The following is an 18,202-nucleotide window of genomic DNA, read 5'->3' as shown; positions in this document are numbered from 1 at the left end:
TGGGGTGAACGAGAGGCGGTTACGACCGGTGGAGCAGGCCGCTCATGGTGATGCGGTCGCCACGGAAGCGGATGAACTCCAGGTCCACGGGGCGGCCGTCGGCGAGGTGCGTGAGGCGTTCCAGCATCAGCACGGCGGCACCGCGCGGCGCCTGGAGCACGGCCGCGGAGTGGGTGTCCGCGTTCACCGCCTCCAGGGTGATCTCGGCGTGGCCCAGGGGCTGTCCGGTGATGGCTTCCAGGAGGCGGAAGACATCGGTGTTCTCCAGGTCGGCACCGAGCAGCGAGGTGCCGATGTCGAGCGGGATGTAGGTCAGGTCGAGGGACAGCGGCAGGCCGTTCAGGCGGCGCAGGCGTTCGATGTAGAGGACGTCGGCGCCGGCCGGGACGTCTAGGCGCTCGGCGACCGGGGCGGGTGCGGGTGCGGGGCCCATGGTGCGGACCTCGTTGGTGACGCGGCCGTGTTCGTGAAGGGTTTCCGCGAGGCCCATCAGGCGGTCGAGCCCGTGCGGGTATTTCCGGGCGACGACGACGGTGCCGACGCCGGGCAGCCGGTCCACCAGTCCCTCGGCCCGGAGCAGGTCCAGGGCCTGGCGGACGGTGTTGCGGGAGGCGCGGTAATCGGTGGCGAGGCTGGATTCGTGGGGGAGGGGGCCGTCCTCGAAGGCGCCGGTGAGGAGCTGGTGGCGCAGCAGGTCGGCGAGTTGCCGGGCCCGGTCCGCACGCAGCCGGCGACGTGTCCGGTGGGCGGCGACGGTGGTCGCTGCGCCCTGACCGGCGTGGTCGCGGGGGCGGTCGGTGGGTGGCATGGCTGGAACCATACCGAGAAGGTATGGAAAGGGGTGTTGCTGGTTTGTTGCGCCAGGTGACGGGGCGTCCGGAAGGCACGTTGACCTGCGCGTTCACCCTCAGGCGCAGCCAGATGTGCCACCCTGCCGGCGTTCCCTGAGATCAGGACAGTGCGGTCAGTCCCGGCGCGAACGTGATCAGCAGGGGCAGCAGGGGCACCAGCGTGGCCGCCGTCGTGGTCAGGGCCCGGCGCCGGCGGGGCAGTCGCGGTGGTGGTTCCAGCAGCCGGTCCACGCGTTCGCCGAGGAGGCGACGGCTGGAGGCGCAGGAGAGGACACCGCGGTGCTGGTTCAGTTCGATCAGCGCGAGGGCCGTGGTGAGGTGCCCGCAGCGACGGGACGCCGTGTCGTCGGCGGCCAGCTCGACCAGGCGGTGCGTCTGGTCGCAGAAGTGGGCGAAGAGCGGCACCCGCGGGAAGCCCGTGGCGAGCGCGGTGGACAGGTGCAGCAGCCAGTCGTGGTGGGCCCGGGCGTGGCCGCGCTCATGCGTGAGGACGGCGTCCAGCTGGTGGTCGGTGAGTCGCTGCAGCGCCCCGGTGGTGACGACCAGCTGCGGTGGATGCCCCGGCATCCACCAGGCGTCGGGGTACTCGTCCTCCAGGACCAGCATCGGGCCGCGGGCGGCCGGCAGCCCGGCCGGCAGGTCGGGGGCGCGTTCGCGCAGATGCGCCCTGGCCTGGTCCCGGCTGCGGCGGGCCTCGGCGAGTTCGCGGCCCAGCATCGCCGTCGTCCAGGCGGCTCCGCAGGCCAGCAGGACGGTGAGGACGGCGGCCCACACCGGTGCGGCCGAGAGGTCGTAGGCGGCGGTCACGGCGGGCGGTGCGGGGGCGAACACCCGGTCGCGCACGGTGTGGAAGACGGCCGCCGCGCCGAGGACCAGTGCGGTCAGGCAGCACAGCAGGACGGTGGCGACGAGGCACTGCCACACCCACAGCGCGAGCACGGGGTCCCGCTCGGGCCAGACGGCCCGGGTCAGCGCGCGCGGTGCCGGTACGGCGGCCGTCAGAGCGACGGCGCTCAGCAGGAGCAGGCAGACGGTCATGCCGGGGCTCCGGTTCCTGGTCGGAGAGTTGCGCGGGTGCCGGGTGGTGCCGGGTGGTGCCGGGTGGTGCTGGGGTTGCGCGCCGGCGGCACGTCACCCAGGGCGACACGTCGAGGGCGCGTCGCGTGGTGCGGTCTCCGTCAGTATGACGGCGCTGGACGGTGTGAGTCAGCTTCCGGCGGCGAAACCGGCCGCCTTCCTTCGGCTCGGGCTCGCCCAGCGGCCGCCGCCGTCACTGGCAGCCGGCGGCCCTACCTCGGGAACCGCTCGCCCCGGTCGGTCCTCAGATGCCGCTCAGGGCCGTGAGCCGGGCGCGGATCTGTTCCCGCGGTGGGACGGGGCCGCCTCCGTCGGTCCGTACGGCGGCGTCGCTCACCGACGGGGCTTCCCCGACATGGGTGCGCAGAAAAGAGCGCCTTGTGCTCACCACCCGTGTCCAGGGGTGAGCACAAGACGGCCGCGGGGCGGGACTCGTCTCAGCTCCTCGCTACGAACTGCCGCTCACCCCGACGCCACGCGCCCGCTGACCTCCCCCAGTCCGACCCTCGCCCCGTCCGCCCCCGGCGCCCACGCCGAGAACGTCACCACGTCGCCGTCCTCCAGGAACGCGCGCTTGCCGTCCGGGAGTTCCAGCGGCTCGCGGCCGTTCCAGGTCAGCTCCAGCAGGGAGCCCCGCTGCCGTTCCTCGGGGCCGCTCACCGTGCCCGAGCCGTACAGGTCGCCGGTGCGCAGCGAGGCGCCGTTCACCGTCATGTGGGCCAGTTGCTGAGCGGCGGTCCAGTACATGGTCGAAAAGGGCGGTTCCGAGACGACGTGCCCGTTGATCGCGACGGAGATGCGCAGGTCGTAGCCGCCGGGCTCGATCCCGGGGGCCGAGTCGTCGAGGTAGGGCAGCAGCGGGTGGGTGCGCTGCGGCGGCGCCACGCGCGCGTGCTCCAGCGCCTCCAGCGGGGTGATCCACGCCGACACCGAGGTGGCGAAGGACTTGCCGAGGAAGGGGCCGAGGGGGACGTACTCCCAGGCCTGGATGTCCCGCGCGGACCAGTCGTTCAGCAGGCACAGCCCGAAGACGTGCTCCCGGAAGGCGCCGAGCGCGACCGGGCTGCCGAGGTCCGAGGGCACGCCGACGACGAAGCCGACCTCGGCCTCGATGTCCAGCCGGACCGACGGGCCGAAGACGGGGGCGGGGTCGGTGGGGCTCTTGCGCTGCCCGGAGGGCCGTACGACGTCGGTGCCCGAGACGACGACGGTGCCGGAGCGGCCGTGGTAACCGATCGGGAGATGCTTCCAGTTGGGGGTGAGGGGGTCCTCGGCGTCCGGGCGGAAGATCTGGCCGACGTTCCGGGCGTGGTTCTCCGAGGAGTAGAAGTCGACGTAGTCCGCGACCTCGAACGGCAGGTGGAGGGTCACCGACGCCAGGGGGTGCAGGAGCGGTTCGACGGCCGGCCGGTGCGAGGGTGCCGTCAGCCACTCCCGCAGTGCGCGCCGCACCTGCGACCAGGCCGTGCGCCCGGCCGCCAGCAGGGGGTTGAGGGTGGGCTGTGCGAGCAGGGACGTGTACGGCGAGCCGAGTGCGGCGGCCGCGGCGCCCGCGTCGAGGACGTGGTCCCCGAACCGGACGCCGACCCTCCGCTCCGTGCTGCCCGAGGGCGAGAACACGCCATAGGGAAGGTTGTGCGGGCCGAAGGGGTCGCCCTCGGGGACGTCGAAGGGGGGCATGGGGTGCTGCCTCGCTCTCATCCGGGTCTTGCATGGCGCTGCGTTCCATGTGGTCGGGCCACACGTTACGGCCGGGATGCGTGTCTTGGGCAGTGTGCTCGGGTGTCCCCCCTGCGTGGGAGCGCATGGTCGCCGGCGCACGACCGAATGGTTGTCCGATGAATGCCTAAAGAGCTCGCAATGTCCTGATAGGCCTTGTCGGAGGCGGCAATTCCGGCTTAGCGTCCTTTGGGGGTCACGGACGGGGTGGGTCCGTGCCATTGGGGGGACACGTGGGGGGACCCGTGGCCGGAAACACCGTCGGTGTGCCGTTCGAGGCCGACCGCGACGTGCCGGGCCTGATCGTCAAGTTCGGTGACTACCCGCTGCACCACGGCGGTGTCGGCGCGATCCGTAGTCTGGGGCGCCTGGGCGTGCCCATGTACGCCGTCACCGAGGATCCGTACACGCCGGCGGCCTCCTCGCGTTATCTGAAGAAGGCGTTCGTGTGGCCGACCACCGGCGCGGAGGACCCGGCCCGGCTGGTCGACGGCATGTTGCGCATCGGCCACCGGATCGGTCGCCCGACCGTGCTGATCCCGACGGACGAGGAGGCCGCCGTACTGATCGCCGAGCACCAGGAAGAGCTGGCCGGGACCTTCCTCTTCCCGCGCGTCGATCCCGCGCTGCCGCGCCGGCTCGCCAGCAAGCAGGGACTGCACGAACTGTGTGTCGAGCACGGCATCGCCAGCCCCGCGGCGGCGTTCCCGCGGTCGTACGACGACATCGTCTCCTTCGCGGGCACCGCCCGGTTCCCGGTGGTGGCCAAGAACCGGGAGGCGTTCGTCCGGCGCAGCCGGCCCGCCGTGAACGGCACCACGAGGATCGCCACGCGCGCGGGCCTGCTCGCGCTCGCTCGGGACTGGGGCGACGAACCCGGCGTGATCCTCCAGGAGTACCTGCCGCGCGAGGAGGCCGAGGACTGGATCGTGCACGCCTGCTTCGACCGGAACTCCAACCCCGTCGCGCTGTTCACCGGCGTCAAGGTCCGTTCCTGGCCGCCGCACGCGGGCATGACGGCGAACGCGTACGTCGTCGACAATCCGGAACTCGCCGACCTCGCCGCTCGTTTCATCAAGCAGATCGGCTTCAGCGGCATCATCGACCTCGACCTGCGCTTCGACCGGCGCGACGGACAGTACAAGCTCCTCGACTTCAACCCGCGCATGGGCGCCCAGTTCCGGCTCTTCGAGAACGAGTCGGGAGTGGACGTCGTCCGTGCGATGCACCTGCACCTGACCGGCCGCCCCGTTCCGGAGGGGGAACAGCGCGCCGGCCACCGCTACATCGTGGAGAACATCGACCTCCCCGCCCTCCTCGCCTACCGCCGCGGCGGCTATACGACGCCGCACGCGCCGGCGAAGGCGAGCGGGACGGAGCTGGCCTGGCTCGCGGGTGACGACCCGCTGCCGTTCCTCACGATGGTCGCCCGCTTCGCGCGCCCCGGCGCGAAGCACCTCTATCAGCTGTGGCGGACCAACCGCCGCGGCAGCGGCACAGCCACGAAGTAGGCCCGCCGTGGCGGACCGACGCCACGGCCGGCGGCACAGCCACGAAGGAAGTAGGCGAGGCCGCGAAGGTGGCGCATCGTGTCTCAGAGGAGGGACTTCGTGATCCGACCGGTTGCAGTCATCGGGGCGGGGCCCTTCGGCCTGTCCACCGCCGCTCACTGCGGGCGCTCGGTATCGCCGTCCGCGTCTTCGGCGACCCCATGGTCAGCTGGCGCGACCACATGCCCGAGGGCATGCTCCTGAAGTCGACCCCCGCCGCCTGGAACCTCGACTGCCCGCAGCCCCGCCACACCCTCGCCGACTACTGCGACGCGGCCGGCATCCGCCGCCTGGTGGCGGACGAGGACATCATCCCGGTGGAGACCTTCATCGCCTACGGCGAGTGGTTCCAGCACAAGCCGGTCCCCGGCCTGGAGCAGGTGCGCGTCGTCTCCGTCGACCGGGACAGAAGCGATGGCTTCGAGCCGGAGCTCGACTCGGGTGAGATGTTCACCGCACCCTTGCCGACCGTCGCCGCCCCCCTCACCGGCGGGCCCGGAGGAAGCCCCCTGCCGCCACCCGGCGGCCACCGGGCCACAACCCGGCGATCACCGGGCCACCGAGCGGACCTTGGCCACCAGTTGGGGCTGAGCAGCACGTAAGTGCGTGGAACGACGGATGAGTCGGCGGGGCGCGGTGTCCGTATTCTCTGATCATGGCAGCCACCCCCGCATACGCACTGATCGCCACCGACCTGGACGGGACGCTGCTGCGCGGCGACGACACCGTCTCCGACCGGTCTCTGGCCGCGCTCGCGCGGGCGGCGGGGGCGGGTGCCCGGCACCTGGTGGTGACGGGCCGGCCGGCCCCGCGGGTACGGCCCCTGCTGGCGAACCTGGGCTGCGCGGGGCTCGCGGTGTGCGGCCAGGGCGCTCAGATCTACGACATCGCCGCCGACCGTCTGCTGTGGTCGGTCCGGCTGGACCGGGAGCTGGCCGAGACGGCGCTCGGCAAGATCGAGGCGGAGGTGGGGCAGGTGTACGCGGCCGTCGACCAGGACGGCGTGGACGGGCTCACGCTCATCGAACCCGGGTATCTGATGCCGCACCCGACGCTGCCGGCGGTCCGGGTCGACCGTCGCGACGACCTGTGGTGCGAGCCCATCAGCAAAGTACTGCTGCGCCACGCCACTCTGTCGGACGACGAGTTGGCGGCCGTGGCGCGGGCGGCGGTGGACTCGCTGGCGACCGTCACCATGTCGGGGCCGGGGACCGTGGAGCTCCAGCCGCGCGGGGTGACCAAGGCGACCGGTCTCGCGCTGGCCGCCGAGCGCCTCCGGATCGGCGCCGAACGGGCCGTGGCCTTCGGGGACATGCCCAACGACATCCCGATGTTCCACTGGGCCGGACGCGGGGTGGCCATGGCCAACGCCCACCCCGAACTCAAGGCGGTGGCCGACGAGGTCACCTCGTCGAACGAGGACGACGGCATCGCCGTCGTCCTCGAAAGAATCTTCCCGACCGACTGACCGGCACTTCAGTAGCTCGCTGTTCGGCCGGTCACCGATGCGAGCCCGTCGGCCGGTCACCGGTGCCCGCCGTTCGGCGGTCACCGGTGCGCGCCGGTCCGTCAGGTGCCGGAGCGCACCGGTCCGCCGTGCGACGGGCACCGGTACGGGCAGGTCAGTACGCGCCGAACACGTTGTCGATCGACCCGTACCGCGCGGCCGCGTAGTTGCAGGCGGCGGTGATGTTCGCGACCGGGTCGTAGACGTTGAACGACGTTCCGGCCACGTGGTACGCGTTGAACGTCGGGTCGATGACCTGGAGCAGGCCCTTGGACGGGATGCCCTTGGCCGCGTTGGAGTCCCAGAGGTTGATGGCCGAGGGGTTGCCCGAGGACTCCCGCATGATGTTGCGGTAGATGCCGTTGTAGGTGCCCGGGATCTTCTTCTCGGCCATGATCGCGAGCGACTCGCGGATCCAGCCGTCGAGGTTGTTCGGGTACCCGGCCGGCGTGGTGGACACCGTGGCGGCCGTGGGGGTGGCCGCGGAGGCGGCGGTGGCGCCGATGATCGGAAGGGCGAGCACGGCGGCACCGGTGCCGACGACCGCGAGCTTGCGGACGAGGCGGTTGGTGCGAACGCGGCGGGGCTGAGCGGCAGCAGGCATGGGGGTGTTCCTCTCCGGCGCCTGCGAGGTGAGCTGTCGGGTTCGGGCGGGGAGGTGCCCGGCCGCACTCCGAAGAGCGCGACTTCACCCCTAGCCGTTCCGGTGCGACGTGTGTCGTCCGGTCCGGCGGCTTACCTGGTTCCCCCGCTCCTGCCCTGCGAATGAGTTCGTCGATGGGTTATGCGGGCGGCGGCAGGATTCGGCGTTCCGCCCGACGGCCCGGAACGTATGCGAGAGCACATGTCGGGAACAAGTGCCTGATTCACACAACGCACTGTTTGACCTTGATCTGTGCCGTATGGGGTACTTGATCCTTTGCGGTTGCCAACTTCTCAACTCGCCGATGACGCAGGGCAGAAGCGGCGACCCGACGGGCGGAGCGGGTGGGGCCGGAGGTTGCTCGACGTGACCCAATTCACGAAATAGCAAAACGCAGTAAATCCGACATTGCAGATTAAGGGGATTTGATTCTTAAGTCTGATTACTGCGGAATTCGGAGTGCGCCGCACGTCGTTTCGCAGGGTTGCCGCAGGCCGTGGAGAGGTGGCGGCGGTGAGGGGGAGGGAGTGTGGCGGAGGGTCGGCCGCCGCCCTGATCCGGACCGATTCGGGCGGATTCGGGCCGCGGTCGGAGGTGCGACGGCCCGGGCAGACGGGTGCCCCGACGAGGGTGCGGCGTTACTCCGCTCACCCTCCGATCCGCGACAAACCGCACGTACTGCTGTTAAGTCGATAGATGTCCGTTCTTACCGACCGATCAACACCATAGGGGGCATGATCCGATACCGCCCGGGCTGGACCGGTGGGCGCTATCGGTGATCGAAAGAGGACCGGATACGCTGACTTGAGTGATGGCAACGACCTATCGACAAACCGTGTAACCGCCAGCAGACACCAGCAGACAGGAGACCCCTCGTGACCGTCGTCGGGCCGTTCGGGCTGAGCGTGCGGGACCAGGCTCTGGAAGCCGATGTCCAGGTCGGATTGGCGGCTGTCGAGGAAGGCTTGCTCGAGGCCACCAAGAGCGAGGTTCCGTTCATCACGGAGGCCGCCCAGCACCTCGTGCGGGCCGGCGGGAAGCGGTTCCGGCCCCTGCTGGTGATGCTGGCGGCGCAGTTCGGCGACCCTTACGCACCCGGTGTCGTGCCGTCCGCCGTCGTGGTCGAGCTGACCCACCTCGCCACCCTGTACCACGACGACGTCATGGACGAGGCGGCCGTGCGACGCGGCGTGGACAGCGCCAACACGCGCTGGGGCAACTCCGTCGCGGTCCTCACCGGCGACTTCCTCTTCGCCCGCGCCTCCCAGATCCTCGCCGACCTCGGCCCCGAGGCGGTCCGGGTGCAGGCCCTGGCGTTCGAACGGCTGGTCACGGGCCAGATCCTGGAGACAGCCGGCCCCGCGGACGGCCGTGACCCGGTCGAGCACTACCTGGACGTCCTCAGCGGCAAGACGGGTTCCCTGGTGGCGGTCGCGTGCCGGTTCGGTGCGATGATGTCCGGCGCCGACGACACGGTCGTCGACGTGCTCACCCAGTACGGCGAGCGGCTCGGGGTCGCCTTCCAGCTCGCGGACGACGTCCTGGACATCGCATCCGACTCCCACGAGTCCGGCAAGACGCCCGGCACCGACCTGCGCGAGGGCATCCCGACCCTGCCCGTGCTGCGACTGCGCGAGCGGGCCGGCCGGACGGGGCTGCCCGAGGACGTCGCGCTGTGCGACCTGCTGGACTCCGACCTCAGCGACGACGCCCGGCACGCCGAGGCGCTGGCCGCACTGCGCGCGCACCCCGCGCTGGAGCAGGCCCGCCGGGACACCGTCCGGTACGCGGAGGAGGCACGGGCCGCGCTGGCACCGCTGAGGGAGTGCGACGCCAAGGCGGCCCTGCTCGAACTGTGCGACGCGGTGGTGCACCGAGCCGGCTAGCCGCCCCACCGGCCTCCCCCGCAAGAAAACACGCGCGGGGGACGTCTCCGGCAGGGCGGGCACACACGGCACGCACGCGTGGCGGGAGCCCCACGCCCGCACGCGCGGCACGCGCACGCAGCCCGCACGCCCGCACCCGCGGCACGCGCACGCAGCCCGCACGCGTGGCAGCCACCGCCGACGCACATGTCACGCACGTGTGGCAGCCACCACCGCACGCGCAGCCCGCACGCGTGGCAGCCACCGCCGACGCACACGTCACGCACGCGTGGCAGGCACCGGGAAACGCCCGCACGAGCAGCACGCACCCGCGGAACGGACCCACCCAAGCGGTGCTCCCAGGCAATGCTTCCGGATGCGGTTCCCACGTGACGGTGGTACGGCTGACGTATGCCCGCGGTGCGAGACCCCTACGGGTCCGGGCCGCTGCCGCCCCCGCATGTCATACCGGAGTCGTACACGGAGTTGGCTCCGAGGTCTGACGCTTCCTCACGGCCGATTTGGTCAGATGGACACCAGGGAAATCACCACTCCTCACCGATTCGGGTGAGAATGGCGGCTCAGGGTGGACCAGCGTGAGGACAGCCGCCGCCGACGACGGAGGTAAGGCACACATGGCACCGTACGAATCCGAAGACGCACCGGCCGCCGCGCAGGGCGAGGACACGCGATCCGGCCGGCGCAAGGCGGTCCGGTACGTCGTCCCGGTCGCGGTGGTGGGGGTGACTGCGGCCACGATCGGGCTGGTCCCGGCGCTCGCCAACTCGGGAGACCCGGATCTGCCCCGGATCACCGCCCAGCAGCTCATAGAGAAGATCGCCAAGTCGGACGTGCAGCAGCTGTCCGGCACCGTGCGGATCAGCACCGACCTGGGTCTGCCCGACCTCGGCGGTCTGCAGAACAGCATCGCGCCCGGCTCGTCCCACGGTTCCGGCGACGGTTCCTCCGCCGATCCGCAGTCCAAGCTCCCGGAGCTGGTCACCGGCACGCACACCCTGCGCGTGGCGGCCGACGGCCCGGACCGGCAGAAGGTCTCTCTGCTGGAGCAGGGCGCCGAGTACAGCCTCATCCACCACGGCAAGGACGTCTGGGGCTACGACAGCAAGAGCAACGAGGTCTACCACTCCACCGAGGCCGGCCCGGACCGGCGGGACCACCGGGCGGAGCCGCCGGCCACGCCCAAGGACTTCGCCGAAAAGGCGCTGAAGTCGGTGGACGACACCACCTCCGTCACCGTCGACGGCACCGCGCACGTCGCCGGCCGCGACGCCTACCGGCTGCTGATCAAGCCCAAGCAGTCCGGCACCACGGTCGGCGCGATCAGCATCGCCGTGGACGCGAAGACGGGCCTGCCGCTGAAGTTCACGCTGACCCCGAGGAGCGGCGGCGACGCCGTCGTCGACGCCGGCTTCACCCAGGTCTCCTTCGCCAGGCCGGCCGCCTCCACCTTCGACTTCACGCCGCCCAAGGGCGCGAAGGTCACCGAGGCGGAGCAGGGACCCAAGGCCCGGGAGCACGACCGGAAGCCGGGCGGGGGCTTCGCCGGGGGCATGAACGGCGCCAAGGTCCTCGGCAAGGGCTGGACGTCCGTCGTCACCTTCGACACCGGTGCCAAGGGCGGTATGCCGTCCGGTTCCCAGAGCGGGAACCTCGGCGGCTTCCTCGACTCCCTCGGCGACAAGGTCTCCGGCAAGTTCGGCAAGGGCACGGTCTTCTCCACCCGCCTGGTCAACGCCCTGATCACCGACGACGGCAAGGTCTACGCCGGCGCCGTGACCAAGGACGCCCTGGTGAAGGCGGCGGACGCGGGGAAGTAACCCTTTCCGGGCACGACGATCGAGAGGGAGCCGATGGACGCAGCGTCCGCCGCGCAGGGGGAGGAGCGCGATGCGGGGGACACGCCCGAGCGTGACCTCGGTCAGCAGCGGGCGAGCGTCATCGCCACGCGCGGCCTCACCAAGCGCTACCGCGGCGGACAGCTCGCCGTCGACGGTCTCGACCTGACCGTCCCGGCGGGCAGCGTCTTCGGCTTCCTCGGCCCCAACGGCTCCGGCAAGACCACCACGATCCGCATGCTGATGGGCCTGATCGAGCCGACCGCGGGCACGGCACACGTGCTGGGCCGCCCCATGCCCCGGTCGGCCCGCGCTGTCCTCCCGCAGGTCGGCGCGCTGATCGAGGGTCCCGCGCTGTACGGCTTCCTGTCCGGCCGCGACAATCTGCTGCGCTACGACGCCGCCGACCCGACCGCCGATCCCCGCACCCGGCGTGCCCGGGTCGCCGCCGCCCTGGACCGGGTGGGTCTCGCGGCCGCCGCGGGCAAGAAGGCGAAGGCCTACTCGCTCGGCATGAAGCAGCGCCTCGGCCTGGCCGCCGCGCTGCTCCAGCCGCGCCGGCTGCTCGTGCTGGACGAGCCGACCAACGGTCTCGACCCGCAGGGCATGCGCGAGATCCGCGCCCTGGTCAGGGAACTGGCCGCCGACGGCACGACCGTCTTCCTCTCCTCCCACCTGCTCGACGAGATCGAGCAGGTCTGCACCCACGCGGCCGTGATGACCCAGGGCCGGCTCGTCACCCAGGGCGCGGTCGCCGACCTGGCGGCCGGAGCGCGCGGCCGGCTGGTGGTGACCACCCCGGACCCGGCCGAGGCGGCCCGCGTGCTCAAGGAGTAGGGCGTCGCGGACGTGACCGCAGACGGCGACCGGGTCACCGGCGAGCCACCCGAGCGCGATCTCGCGGACGTGACCGCGGCCCTGGTCACCGCGGGCGTCCGCGTCCGGGGCCTCACCCTCGAACGGGCCTCGCTGGAGGACGCCTTCGTGGCACTGACGGGGGAGGGCTTCGATGTCGCGGGCTGAGGCGATGGAGGCGACGGCCGTACGCAGGCCGGGTCCCCTGTGGACGTTCGGGCTGCTGCGCAGCGAAGTGGTCACCACGCTCCGGCGCTGGCGCACCCTGGCCCTGCTCGGGGTGCTGGCCGCGGTGCCGGTGCTGGTGGGTGTCGCGGTGAAAGTGGAGACGAGCGGCGGTTCGGCGGCGGGCGGAGGCGGCGGGGAAGGCCCGGCGTTCATCTCGCAGATCACCAACAACGGCCTGTTCCTGGTGTTCACGGCACTGGCCGCCACCCTGCCGTTCTTCCTGCCGATGGCCGTCGGCGTCGTCGCGGGCGACGCGATCGCGGGCGAGGCGGGCGCGGGCACCCTGCGCTACCTGCTGGTCGCTCCGGCCGGCCGCACGCGCCTGCTGCTGACCAAGTACACGACCGTCATGGCCTTCTGCGTCCTGGCCACCCTGGTCGTCGCCGCGTCGGCGCTGATCGTCGGCGCCCTGCTGTTCCCGCTCGGCGAGGTGACGACCATATCCGGCACCCGGATCAGCTTCGCCGAAGGTCTTGGCCGGGCCCTGCTGATCGCCCTGGTCGTCGCCGCCTCACTGATCGGCGTGGCGGCCCTCGGCCTGTTCGTGTCGACCCTCACCAACAGCGGCATCGCGGCGATGGCGACCACCGTGGGCCTGCTCATCACCGTCCAGATCCTCGACCAGATACCCCAGCTGCACGCGCTGCAGCCGTACCTCTTCCCGCACTACTGGCTGTCCTTCGCCGACCTGATGCGCGACCCCGTCTACTGGGACGACCTGGTGAAAAACCTCGGTCTCCAGGCCCTGTACGCCGCCGTGTTCGGCTCGGCGGCCTGGGCGCGGTTCACGGTCAAGGACATCAACGCCTGAGCGGACCCGCCACGGTCCCGCCGGGAAGCGGACGGTCGCAGGCGCGTCCTGCGCGAAGCACGTCCGGGCGCGCCCCGGCGCCGTGATGCGCCTCAGCCGATTGCCGCGCGCCCCGGCGCCTTGGTGCGCCTGAGCCCACTGCCGCGCGCCCCGGCGCCCCCGCGCATGTCACCGGGCCCGCGAGCGCTGCGGTGTCCTTCCCGGACGTCGCCGGGCCCGTCGCCGGGCCCGCGAGCGTCGCGGTGTCCCCGCGCACGTCGCCGGGCCCGCCGCCGTCGCCCGGCAGCAGGCCGCCGGAGCGCATCCTCACCGGGGACGGCCGAGTTGCCGAGGATGAGGACGCAGGATCGGCGCAGCTTAGGTGCGCGCAATCAATTTTCGCCAGGGTGCGGCTGGTGCGAGGCTGTGACGTCGCGGTGACGCGGAAGGCGCCGGGAACCGACACACTGGTCGGCAGGGCGCGTACGACCGGATCGTGACGCCGGGTGAGTGAGGGAAGGCCGATGTCTCGACTGAGCTTCGAGAAGAAGCGGGCGCAGCAGCCCGCGGCACACCCGGCGGTGGTGGCCGTCCGGGTGTCCGGGCCGGCCGGCGCGTCGGTGGACGGGGCGGACATAGTGGCGGCGCCGGGCGAGCAGATCCAGCAGGCCGTCCTGGACCACCTCCAGCGCCTGGCCATCAGCCTCGGCGCCCCCATACGGGCCACCATCCACGACGAGTGCGCGGGCTGCGTGGTTCCGCTGGAGGTCTCGGCCGACGGCTCCAGCCGGATGACCGGGGAGCCGGTCCGGGTGGCCGCGAACGAGACACCGGGAACGGCGGACGCACCGACCGGGACGCCGCCGGAGCCGACGCGCCGGTTCGGGACGCCGCCCGAGCCGACGGACCGGTTCGGCCCCGCTCCGGTCATGGACGCGCCGCCCTCCGCTCACTCCCCGGTGTCCACCGAACCGGAGTCCGCACACGCCCCCACCCACACCCCGCCCCGGGGTTTCGACGCCGTGGCCGAGGAGGTGCTCGGGGACGAGCCGGTGACCGAGACCGCGGAGGGGGCCGAACTGCTCACCGAGCCGATGACGCGGATCAACGACGCCGTGCGGGCGGGCCGGATCGAGGCGGCGGCGGAACTCGCCGACCGCACGGTCACAGAGGCGTCGGCCGTACTGGGCCCCCGCCACGCCGAGGTGCTCCACCTGCGGGAACTGACCGCCTACATCGCCTACTTGGGGGGCGACCCGGCCCGCGCCTTCCACCTGTCCCTGGACCTCGCCCGGCTGCGCCGCCAGGCATGGGACATGGAGGCGGCCTACGGCAACGTGCGGAGCGCCGCCACCGCCTGGCGCGCGGTGCGCGAGCCCGAGGAGGGGCTGCGGATGGGCCGCGACCTGATCGACCTGTGGGCCGACCTCGCCGCCGAGCCGGGCCCCGCGGCCGACGACCCGCGGCCCCTGGAATCCGCCCGCGCGCGCATGATCCGCCTCACCGACCGGGCGTCCCGCACGGCACAGGAGGCCTGACCCGGCCCGTACGGCGAGCCCCAGCCGGTGACCGGCGGCCGCTGGAATCCGCCCGCGCGCGCATGGTCCGCCTCACCGATCGGGCGTCCCGCACGGCACAGGAGGCCTGACCCGGCCCGTACGGCGAGGTCCAGCCGGTGACCGGCGGCCGCTGGGATCCGCCCGCGCGCGCATGGTCCGCCTCACCGATCGGGCGTCCCGCACGGCACAGGAGGCCTGACCCGGTCCGCGTCGCACGGCCCTGACGCCCGCACTGCCCTGGCCTGTGGCCCGTACGGCACAGGCCTGACACCCGCACCGCGCAGCCTCAGCCTGTTGCCCGTACGGGGCACAGCCATGAGGCCCGCATGCAGCCCCAGCCTGTGGCCCGTACGGCACAGGCCTGACCCGGCCCGCACTGCGCAGCCTCAGCCCGCCCCATACCCGCACATGCCTGCCGGCGAGACGCGGTCGACCGCGGGACCGGTGCGGCGAGGACCGCGTGCTGAGTACCGCTGCCGCTAGTGCACGCAGAACTCGTTGCCCTCCGGGTCCGCCATCACCACCCACGCTCCGGAGGCCTCCTTCACCTCCCGCAGCACCCGCGCGCCCAGCGCCTCCAGCCGTGCCACCTCCTGCGCCCGCAGTCCCTCGCCGGGATGCAGGTCGAGGTGGAGCCGGTTCTTGCCGGTCTTCGCCTCCGGCACGCGCTGGAACAACAGCCGCCGCCCGAGCCCGGTACCGGTCGCGAGGTCGTACGGATCGCCCGGGTGCCGTACGGCGATCAGGTCGCGGAAGGCCGGACGGCCGTGGTACTCGACGGTGGCCTCACCGGGCAGCGTGCCGAGCTCCAGCAGCCGTTCGATCAGCGCGCTGTTGTCCTCGGCCGTGTAGTGCAGCGCGGCGGCCCAGAAGTCGGCCTGGGTGTGCGGGTCGCCCGCGTCGATGACGAGCTTCCAGTGCAGCGGGGCGGGTGTGGGTTCGGGGGGCGCGGTCATGGTCACCACTTATAGCCGGGACCGCCGGCCGGACGAGCAAAATTCCCGTACGACGGTTGCGGCGCCCGCCGGCTACGGCCTCGCCGCCCCGGCGTCCGGCGCGGAGGTTTCCGGCTGGGGGGCGTCAGGCGCGCAGAGGCTCGGCGCCGCGAGGCCCGGTTCGGAAGGGTCCGGCGCGGTCGCCAGGAGACCCGAGTCGGAGAGACTCGAATCGGACAGGCTCGGTGCGGAGAGGCCCCGTTCGGAGGTCGCGGCGAGGGCGCGGGCCGTCCGGTGCGCGTTGCGCAGCGCGTCGCCCGTGAGCAGCACCAGCGCCACCCAGACCAGCGCGAACCCGGCCCAGCGCTCGGGCGGCATCGCCTCGCCGAAGTAGAGGACACCGAGCAGGAACTGGAAGACGGGGGCCAGGTACTGCAGCAGACCGAGCGTGGACAGCGGCACGCGGATCGCCGCCGCGCCGAAGCAGACCAGCGGCAGTGCGGTGACGAATCCGGTGGACGCGAGAAGGGCGGCGTGCCCGGTTCCGTCGTTGACGAAGCTGGAGTCACCGTGCGCCATGAGCCACAGCAGGTAGGCGAGGGCGGGCAGGAACTGGATCGCGGTCTCGGCGGCCAGTGACTCCACGCCGCCGAGGGCCACCTTCTTCTTCACCAGGCCGTAGGTGGCGAAGGAGAAGGCGAGACAGAGCGAGATCCACGGCGGGTGGCCGTAGCCGACGGTCAGCACGACGACGGCGACGAGGCCGGTCGCGACCGCCGCCCACTGCACGGGGCGCAGCCGCTCCTTCAGCAGCAGCACCCCCATCGCGATGGTGACCAGGGGGTTGATGAAGTACCCGAGGGAGGCTTCGACGACGTGGCCGGAGTTCACGGCCCAGATGTAGACGCCCCAGTTCACCGTGATGACGGCCGCCGCGACGGCGACGAGCGCGAGCCGGCGCGGCTGGCGCAGCAGCTGCCCGGCCCAGGCCCAGCGCCGTACGAAGAGCAGGGAGACGGCCACGAAGACCAGGGACCACACCATCCGGTGGGCCAGGATCTCGGCTGCCCCGGCGGGCTTGAGCAGCGGCCAGAACAGCGGGACCAGCCCCCACATGCCGTAGGCGGCGAAGCCGTTCAGCAGGCCTATCCGGTGTTCACCCTTGGACGTCCCGGCCACGGGCCCTCCCTCTTGCTTGTCGCAGCCACGCGCGAACGACGGTAACGCCGATCGTATCCGCCTGTCATGCCCGTATCGCCATACGGTCATGACAGGCGGGCGGCGGGTGGCTCAGGCGGGGTTCTTGGGGGGATTCAGGGCGTGGCTCGGGGAGCGGTTCAGCCCTTCAGGGCGACGCTGATCGCCTCGGCGAGGGGGGTGGTCGGGCGGCCGGCCAGCCGCGCGAGATCCCCGGTGGAGACGACCAGCTCGCCCCTCTCGATCGACGCGTCGACACCGACCAGGATCTCGGCGAGCGGCTCCGGCAGCCCGGCGCCGGTGAGGATGCCCTTCTGCGTCTCGCCCGGGACGGCGTTGTAGACGATCTCCCGGCCGGTCTGCCGGCTCAGCTCGGCCGCGTACTCGGCGAAGCTCCAGGCCTCGTCGCCGCCCAGCTCGTACGTCGCGTTCTCGTGTCCCTCGCCGGTGAGCACGGCCACCGCGGCGGCCGCGTAGTCGGCGCGCGAGGCCGAGGAGACCCGGCCCGCGCCGGCCGCCGCCACGACCGCGCCGTGCTCCAGCACCGGGGCCAGGTTCTCGGTGTAGTTCTCGTGGTACCAGCCGTTGCGCAGCAGCGTGTACGGCAGGCCGGAGGCGAGCAGCACCTCCTCGGTGGCCCGGTGGTCGTCGGCCAGCGCGGCGGTCAGGCTGCCGGGGGCGCTGGTGTACGCGAGCAGCGCCACGCCCGCCGCCTTCGCCGCGTCGATGACGACCGTGTGCTGCCGCACCCGGCCCCGGTCGAACTCGTTGCCCGAGATCAGCAGGACCTTGTCACCGGCCGCGAACAGGCCGTCGAAGGTCTCGGGCGCGTTGTAGTCGGCGACGGCGAGCCGCACTCCACGGGCCGCCAGGCCGGCGGCCTTGTCCGCGTCACGCACGACCGCGGTGATCCGCTCCGCCGGAACCTTCTCCAGCAGCTGCTCCACCACGTGCCGGCCGAGGTGTCCGGTTGCTCCGGTGACGACGATGCTCATGTTCGCTGGCTCCTTGCGGGGGTTGCGGGGGTGGCCGTGCCACTCACCGGCCGTGCCACTCACCGGTTGTGTCACTCATCGGCTGTGCCACTCACCCTAGGAGCCGCACTATCTATTGGAAAGTACCCACTTTGAAGTAAGGTACTGGCATGACGGTAAGTAGCAGACGGACGCGGACCGGACCCGAGGCCGAGGCCCAGGCCCTGTGTCCCTACCGGCTCGTCCTGGAGCACGTCACCAGCCGCTGGGGCGTCCTCGTCCTGATCGAACTGCTGGAGGGCTCGCGACGGTTCAGCGAGCTGCGCCGGGCCATCGACGAAGTGGGACGGGTCAGCGAGAAGATGCTCACCCAGACCCTCCAGACCCTGGAGCGCGACGGTCTGGTCCACCGGGACGCCAAGCCGGTCATCCCGCCCCGGGTCGACTACTCGCTCACCGGCCTCGGCCGTGAGGCGGCGGAGCAGGTGCGCACCCTGGCCCGGTGGACCCACGACCGCCTGGGCGAGGTCGAAAAGGCCCGCCAGGCATACGACGAGGCCCGGGAACAGAGGTCCCGGGCCTCGTGACACGCAGGC

General features: G+C 72.0%; 14 protein-coding genes, 2 pseudogenes and 1 riboswitch. Of the genes and pseudogenes, 9 read left to right on the top strand and 7 right to left on the bottom strand.

What is annotated here, in order from left to right; genetic code table 11:
• Window positions 1-19: 19 nt before the first annotated feature.
• The 3 genes from ABVB68_RS09245 to fahA all read right to left on the bottom strand — a co-directional run bounded on the left by ABVB68_RS09245 (window position 20) and on the right by fahA (window position 3,608).
• A complete protein-coding gene (locus ABVB68_RS09245; protein WP_353600393.1) occupies window positions 20-808 on the bottom strand; it encodes a GntR family transcriptional regulator in 789 nt (262 codons plus the stop codon).
• Between the two features lie 142 nt (window positions 809-950).
• On the bottom strand, window positions 951-1,889 hold the full coding sequence (locus tag ABVB68_RS09240; protein WP_353600392.1) for a M56 family metallopeptidase: 939 nt from the start codon (window positions 1,887-1,889) through the stop codon (window positions 951-953).
• A gap of 501 nt (window positions 1,890-2,390) precedes the next feature.
• Entirely contained in the window at window positions 2,391-3,608 is a 1,218-nt protein-coding gene (gene fahA / locus ABVB68_RS09235; protein ID WP_353600391.1) for a fumarylacetoacetase, read from the bottom strand.
• A 305-nt stretch (window positions 3,609-3,913) separates the two neighbouring features.
• Between fahA and ABVB68_RS09230 the strand changes: the two genes are divergently transcribed.
• The 3 genes and pseudogenes from ABVB68_RS09230 to ABVB68_RS09220 all read left to right on the top strand — a co-directional run bounded on the left by ABVB68_RS09230 (window position 3,914) and on the right by ABVB68_RS09220 (window position 6,665).
• Window positions 3,914-5,158 carry a carboxylate--amine ligase gene (locus ABVB68_RS09230; protein WP_353600486.1) on the top strand — a complete coding sequence of 415 codons (1,245 nt, stop codon included), beginning with the start codon at window positions 3,914-3,916 and terminating at the stop codon, window positions 5,156-5,158.
• Between the two features lie 99 nt (window positions 5,159-5,257).
• Window positions 5,258-5,688 (top strand): annotated as a pseudogene (locus tag ABVB68_RS09225) (NAD(P)/FAD-dependent oxidoreductase); the annotation flags it as partial.
• A 164-nt stretch (window positions 5,689-5,852) separates the two neighbouring features.
• A complete protein-coding gene (locus tag ABVB68_RS09220) occupies window positions 5,853-6,665 on the top strand; it encodes an HAD family hydrolase (protein WP_353600390.1) in 813 nt (270 codons plus the stop codon).
• A gap of 154 nt (window positions 6,666-6,819) precedes the next feature.
• On the opposite strand, the gene ABVB68_RS09215 is transcribed toward ABVB68_RS09220, so the two are convergent.
• Window positions 6,820-7,308 (bottom strand): transglycosylase SLT domain-containing protein, encoded by a 489-nt coding sequence (locus ABVB68_RS09215; RefSeq protein WP_353600389.1) that lies wholly within the window; start codon window positions 7,306-7,308, stop codon window positions 6,820-6,822.
• A gap of 5 nt (window positions 7,309-7,313) precedes the next feature.
• A riboswitch (cyclic di-AMP (ydaO/yuaA leader) is annotated at window positions 7,314-7,491 on the bottom strand.
• A 731-nt stretch (window positions 7,492-8,222) separates the two neighbouring features.
• On the opposite strand from ABVB68_RS09215, the gene ABVB68_RS09210 reads away from it, so the two are divergent.
• The 5 genes and pseudogenes from ABVB68_RS09210 to ABVB68_RS09190 all read left to right on the top strand — a co-directional run bounded on the left by ABVB68_RS09210 (window position 8,223) and on the right by ABVB68_RS09190 (window position 14,479).
• Window positions 8,223-9,233 carry a polyprenyl synthetase family protein gene (locus tag ABVB68_RS09210; RefSeq protein WP_353600388.1) on the top strand — a complete coding sequence of 337 codons (1,011 nt, stop codon included), beginning with the start codon at window positions 8,223-8,225 and terminating at the stop codon, window positions 9,231-9,233.
• A 614-nt stretch (window positions 9,234-9,847) separates the two neighbouring features.
• Window positions 9,848-11,050 (top strand): LolA family protein, encoded by a 1,203-nt coding sequence (locus tag ABVB68_RS09205; protein WP_353600387.1) that lies wholly within the window; start codon window positions 9,848-9,850, stop codon window positions 11,048-11,050.
• Between the two features lie 33 nt (window positions 11,051-11,083).
• A pseudogene (locus tag ABVB68_RS09200) lies at window positions 11,084-12,091 on the top strand (ABC transporter ATP-binding protein).
• On the top strand, window positions 12,078-12,962 hold the full coding sequence (locus ABVB68_RS09195) for an ABC transporter permease (RefSeq protein WP_353600386.1): 885 nt from the start codon (window positions 12,078-12,080) through the stop codon (window positions 12,960-12,962). The pseudogene ABVB68_RS09200 and the gene ABVB68_RS09195 overlap by 14 nt, the downstream one beginning before the upstream one ends.
• Window positions 12,963-13,465: 503 nt before the next feature.
• Window positions 13,466-14,479: a hypothetical protein gene (locus ABVB68_RS09190; RefSeq protein WP_353600385.1), complete on the top strand. Its 1,014-nt coding sequence runs from the start codon at window positions 13,466-13,468 to the stop codon at window positions 14,477-14,479.
• Window positions 14,480-14,979: 500 nt separating this feature from the next.
• On the opposite strand, the gene ABVB68_RS09185 is transcribed toward ABVB68_RS09190, so the two are convergent.
• The 3 genes from ABVB68_RS09185 to ABVB68_RS09175 form a co-directional block, all read right to left on the bottom strand.
• Window positions 14,980-15,456, bottom strand: coding sequence for a VOC family protein (locus tag ABVB68_RS09185; RefSeq protein ID WP_353600384.1), 477 nt, complete (start codon window positions 15,454-15,456; stop codon window positions 14,980-14,982).
• Between the two features lie 72 nt (window positions 15,457-15,528).
• The gene (gene rarD / locus ABVB68_RS09180) at window positions 15,529-16,614 is read right to left on the bottom strand and encodes an EamA family transporter RarD (RefSeq protein ID WP_353600383.1); all 1,086 of its coding nucleotides are present in this window, start codon (window positions 16,612-16,614) and stop codon (window positions 15,529-15,531) included.
• Between the two features lie 158 nt (window positions 16,615-16,772).
• On the bottom strand, window positions 16,773-17,627 hold the full coding sequence (locus tag ABVB68_RS09175; RefSeq protein WP_353600382.1) for an NAD(P)H-binding protein: 855 nt from the start codon (window positions 17,625-17,627) through the stop codon (window positions 16,773-16,775).
• Window positions 17,628-17,776: 149 nt separating this feature from the next.
• On the opposite strand from ABVB68_RS09175, the gene ABVB68_RS09170 reads away from it, so the two are divergent.
• Window positions 17,777-18,193, top strand: a complete 417-nt coding sequence (locus ABVB68_RS09170; RefSeq protein WP_353600381.1) for a winged helix-turn-helix transcriptional regulator — start codon at window positions 17,777-17,779, stop codon at window positions 18,191-18,193.
• Window positions 18,194-18,202 lie beyond the last annotated feature (9 nt).

The sequence above is a fragment of the Streptomyces sp. NPDC096012 genome (genome assembly GCF_040426375.1).
GTDB lineage: Bacteria > Actinomycetota > Actinomycetes > Streptomycetales > Streptomycetaceae > Streptomyces.
The sequence above is the reverse complement of the archived record's forward strand: the minus strand, read 5'-3'. Positions and strand labels throughout refer to the sequence as shown.

Excerpts from the sequence above, each read along its gene's own strand:
- ABVB68_RS09245 (WP_353600393.1), bottom strand. The coding sequence starts at position 808 with ATGCCACCCACCGACCGCCCCCGCGACCACGCCGGTCAGGGCGCAGCG.
- ABVB68_RS09240 (WP_353600392.1), bottom strand. The coding sequence starts at position 1,889 with ATGACCGTCTGCCTGCTCCTGCTGAGCGCCGTCGCTCTGACGGCCGCC.
- fahA (WP_353600391.1), bottom strand. The coding sequence starts at position 3,608 with ATGCCCCCCTTCGACGTCCCCGAGGGCGACCCCTTCGGCCCGCACAAC.
- ABVB68_RS09220 (WP_353600390.1), top strand. The coding sequence starts at position 5,853 with ATGGCAGCCACCCCCGCATACGCACTGATCGCCACCGACCTGGACGGG.
- ABVB68_RS09215 (WP_353600389.1), bottom strand. The coding sequence starts at position 7,308 with ATGCCTGCTGCCGCTCAGCCCCGCCGCGTTCGCACCAACCGCCTCGTC.
- ABVB68_RS09205 (WP_353600387.1), top strand. The coding sequence starts at position 9,848 with ATGGCACCGTACGAATCCGAAGACGCACCGGCCGCCGCGCAGGGCGAG.
- ABVB68_RS09195 (WP_353600386.1), top strand. The coding sequence starts at position 12,078 with ATGTCGCGGGCTGAGGCGATGGAGGCGACGGCCGTACGCAGGCCGGGT.
- ABVB68_RS09190 (WP_353600385.1), top strand. The coding sequence starts at position 13,466 with ATGTCTCGACTGAGCTTCGAGAAGAAGCGGGCGCAGCAGCCCGCGGCA.
- ABVB68_RS09185 (WP_353600384.1), bottom strand. The coding sequence starts at position 15,456 with ATGACCGCGCCCCCCGAACCCACACCCGCCCCGCTGCACTGGAAGCTC.
- ABVB68_RS09175 (WP_353600382.1), bottom strand. The coding sequence starts at position 17,627 with ATGAGCATCGTCGTCACCGGAGCAACCGGACACCTCGGCCGGCACGTG.
- ABVB68_RS09170 (WP_353600381.1), top strand. The coding sequence starts at position 17,777 with ATGACGGTAAGTAGCAGACGGACGCGGACCGGACCCGAGGCCGAGGCC.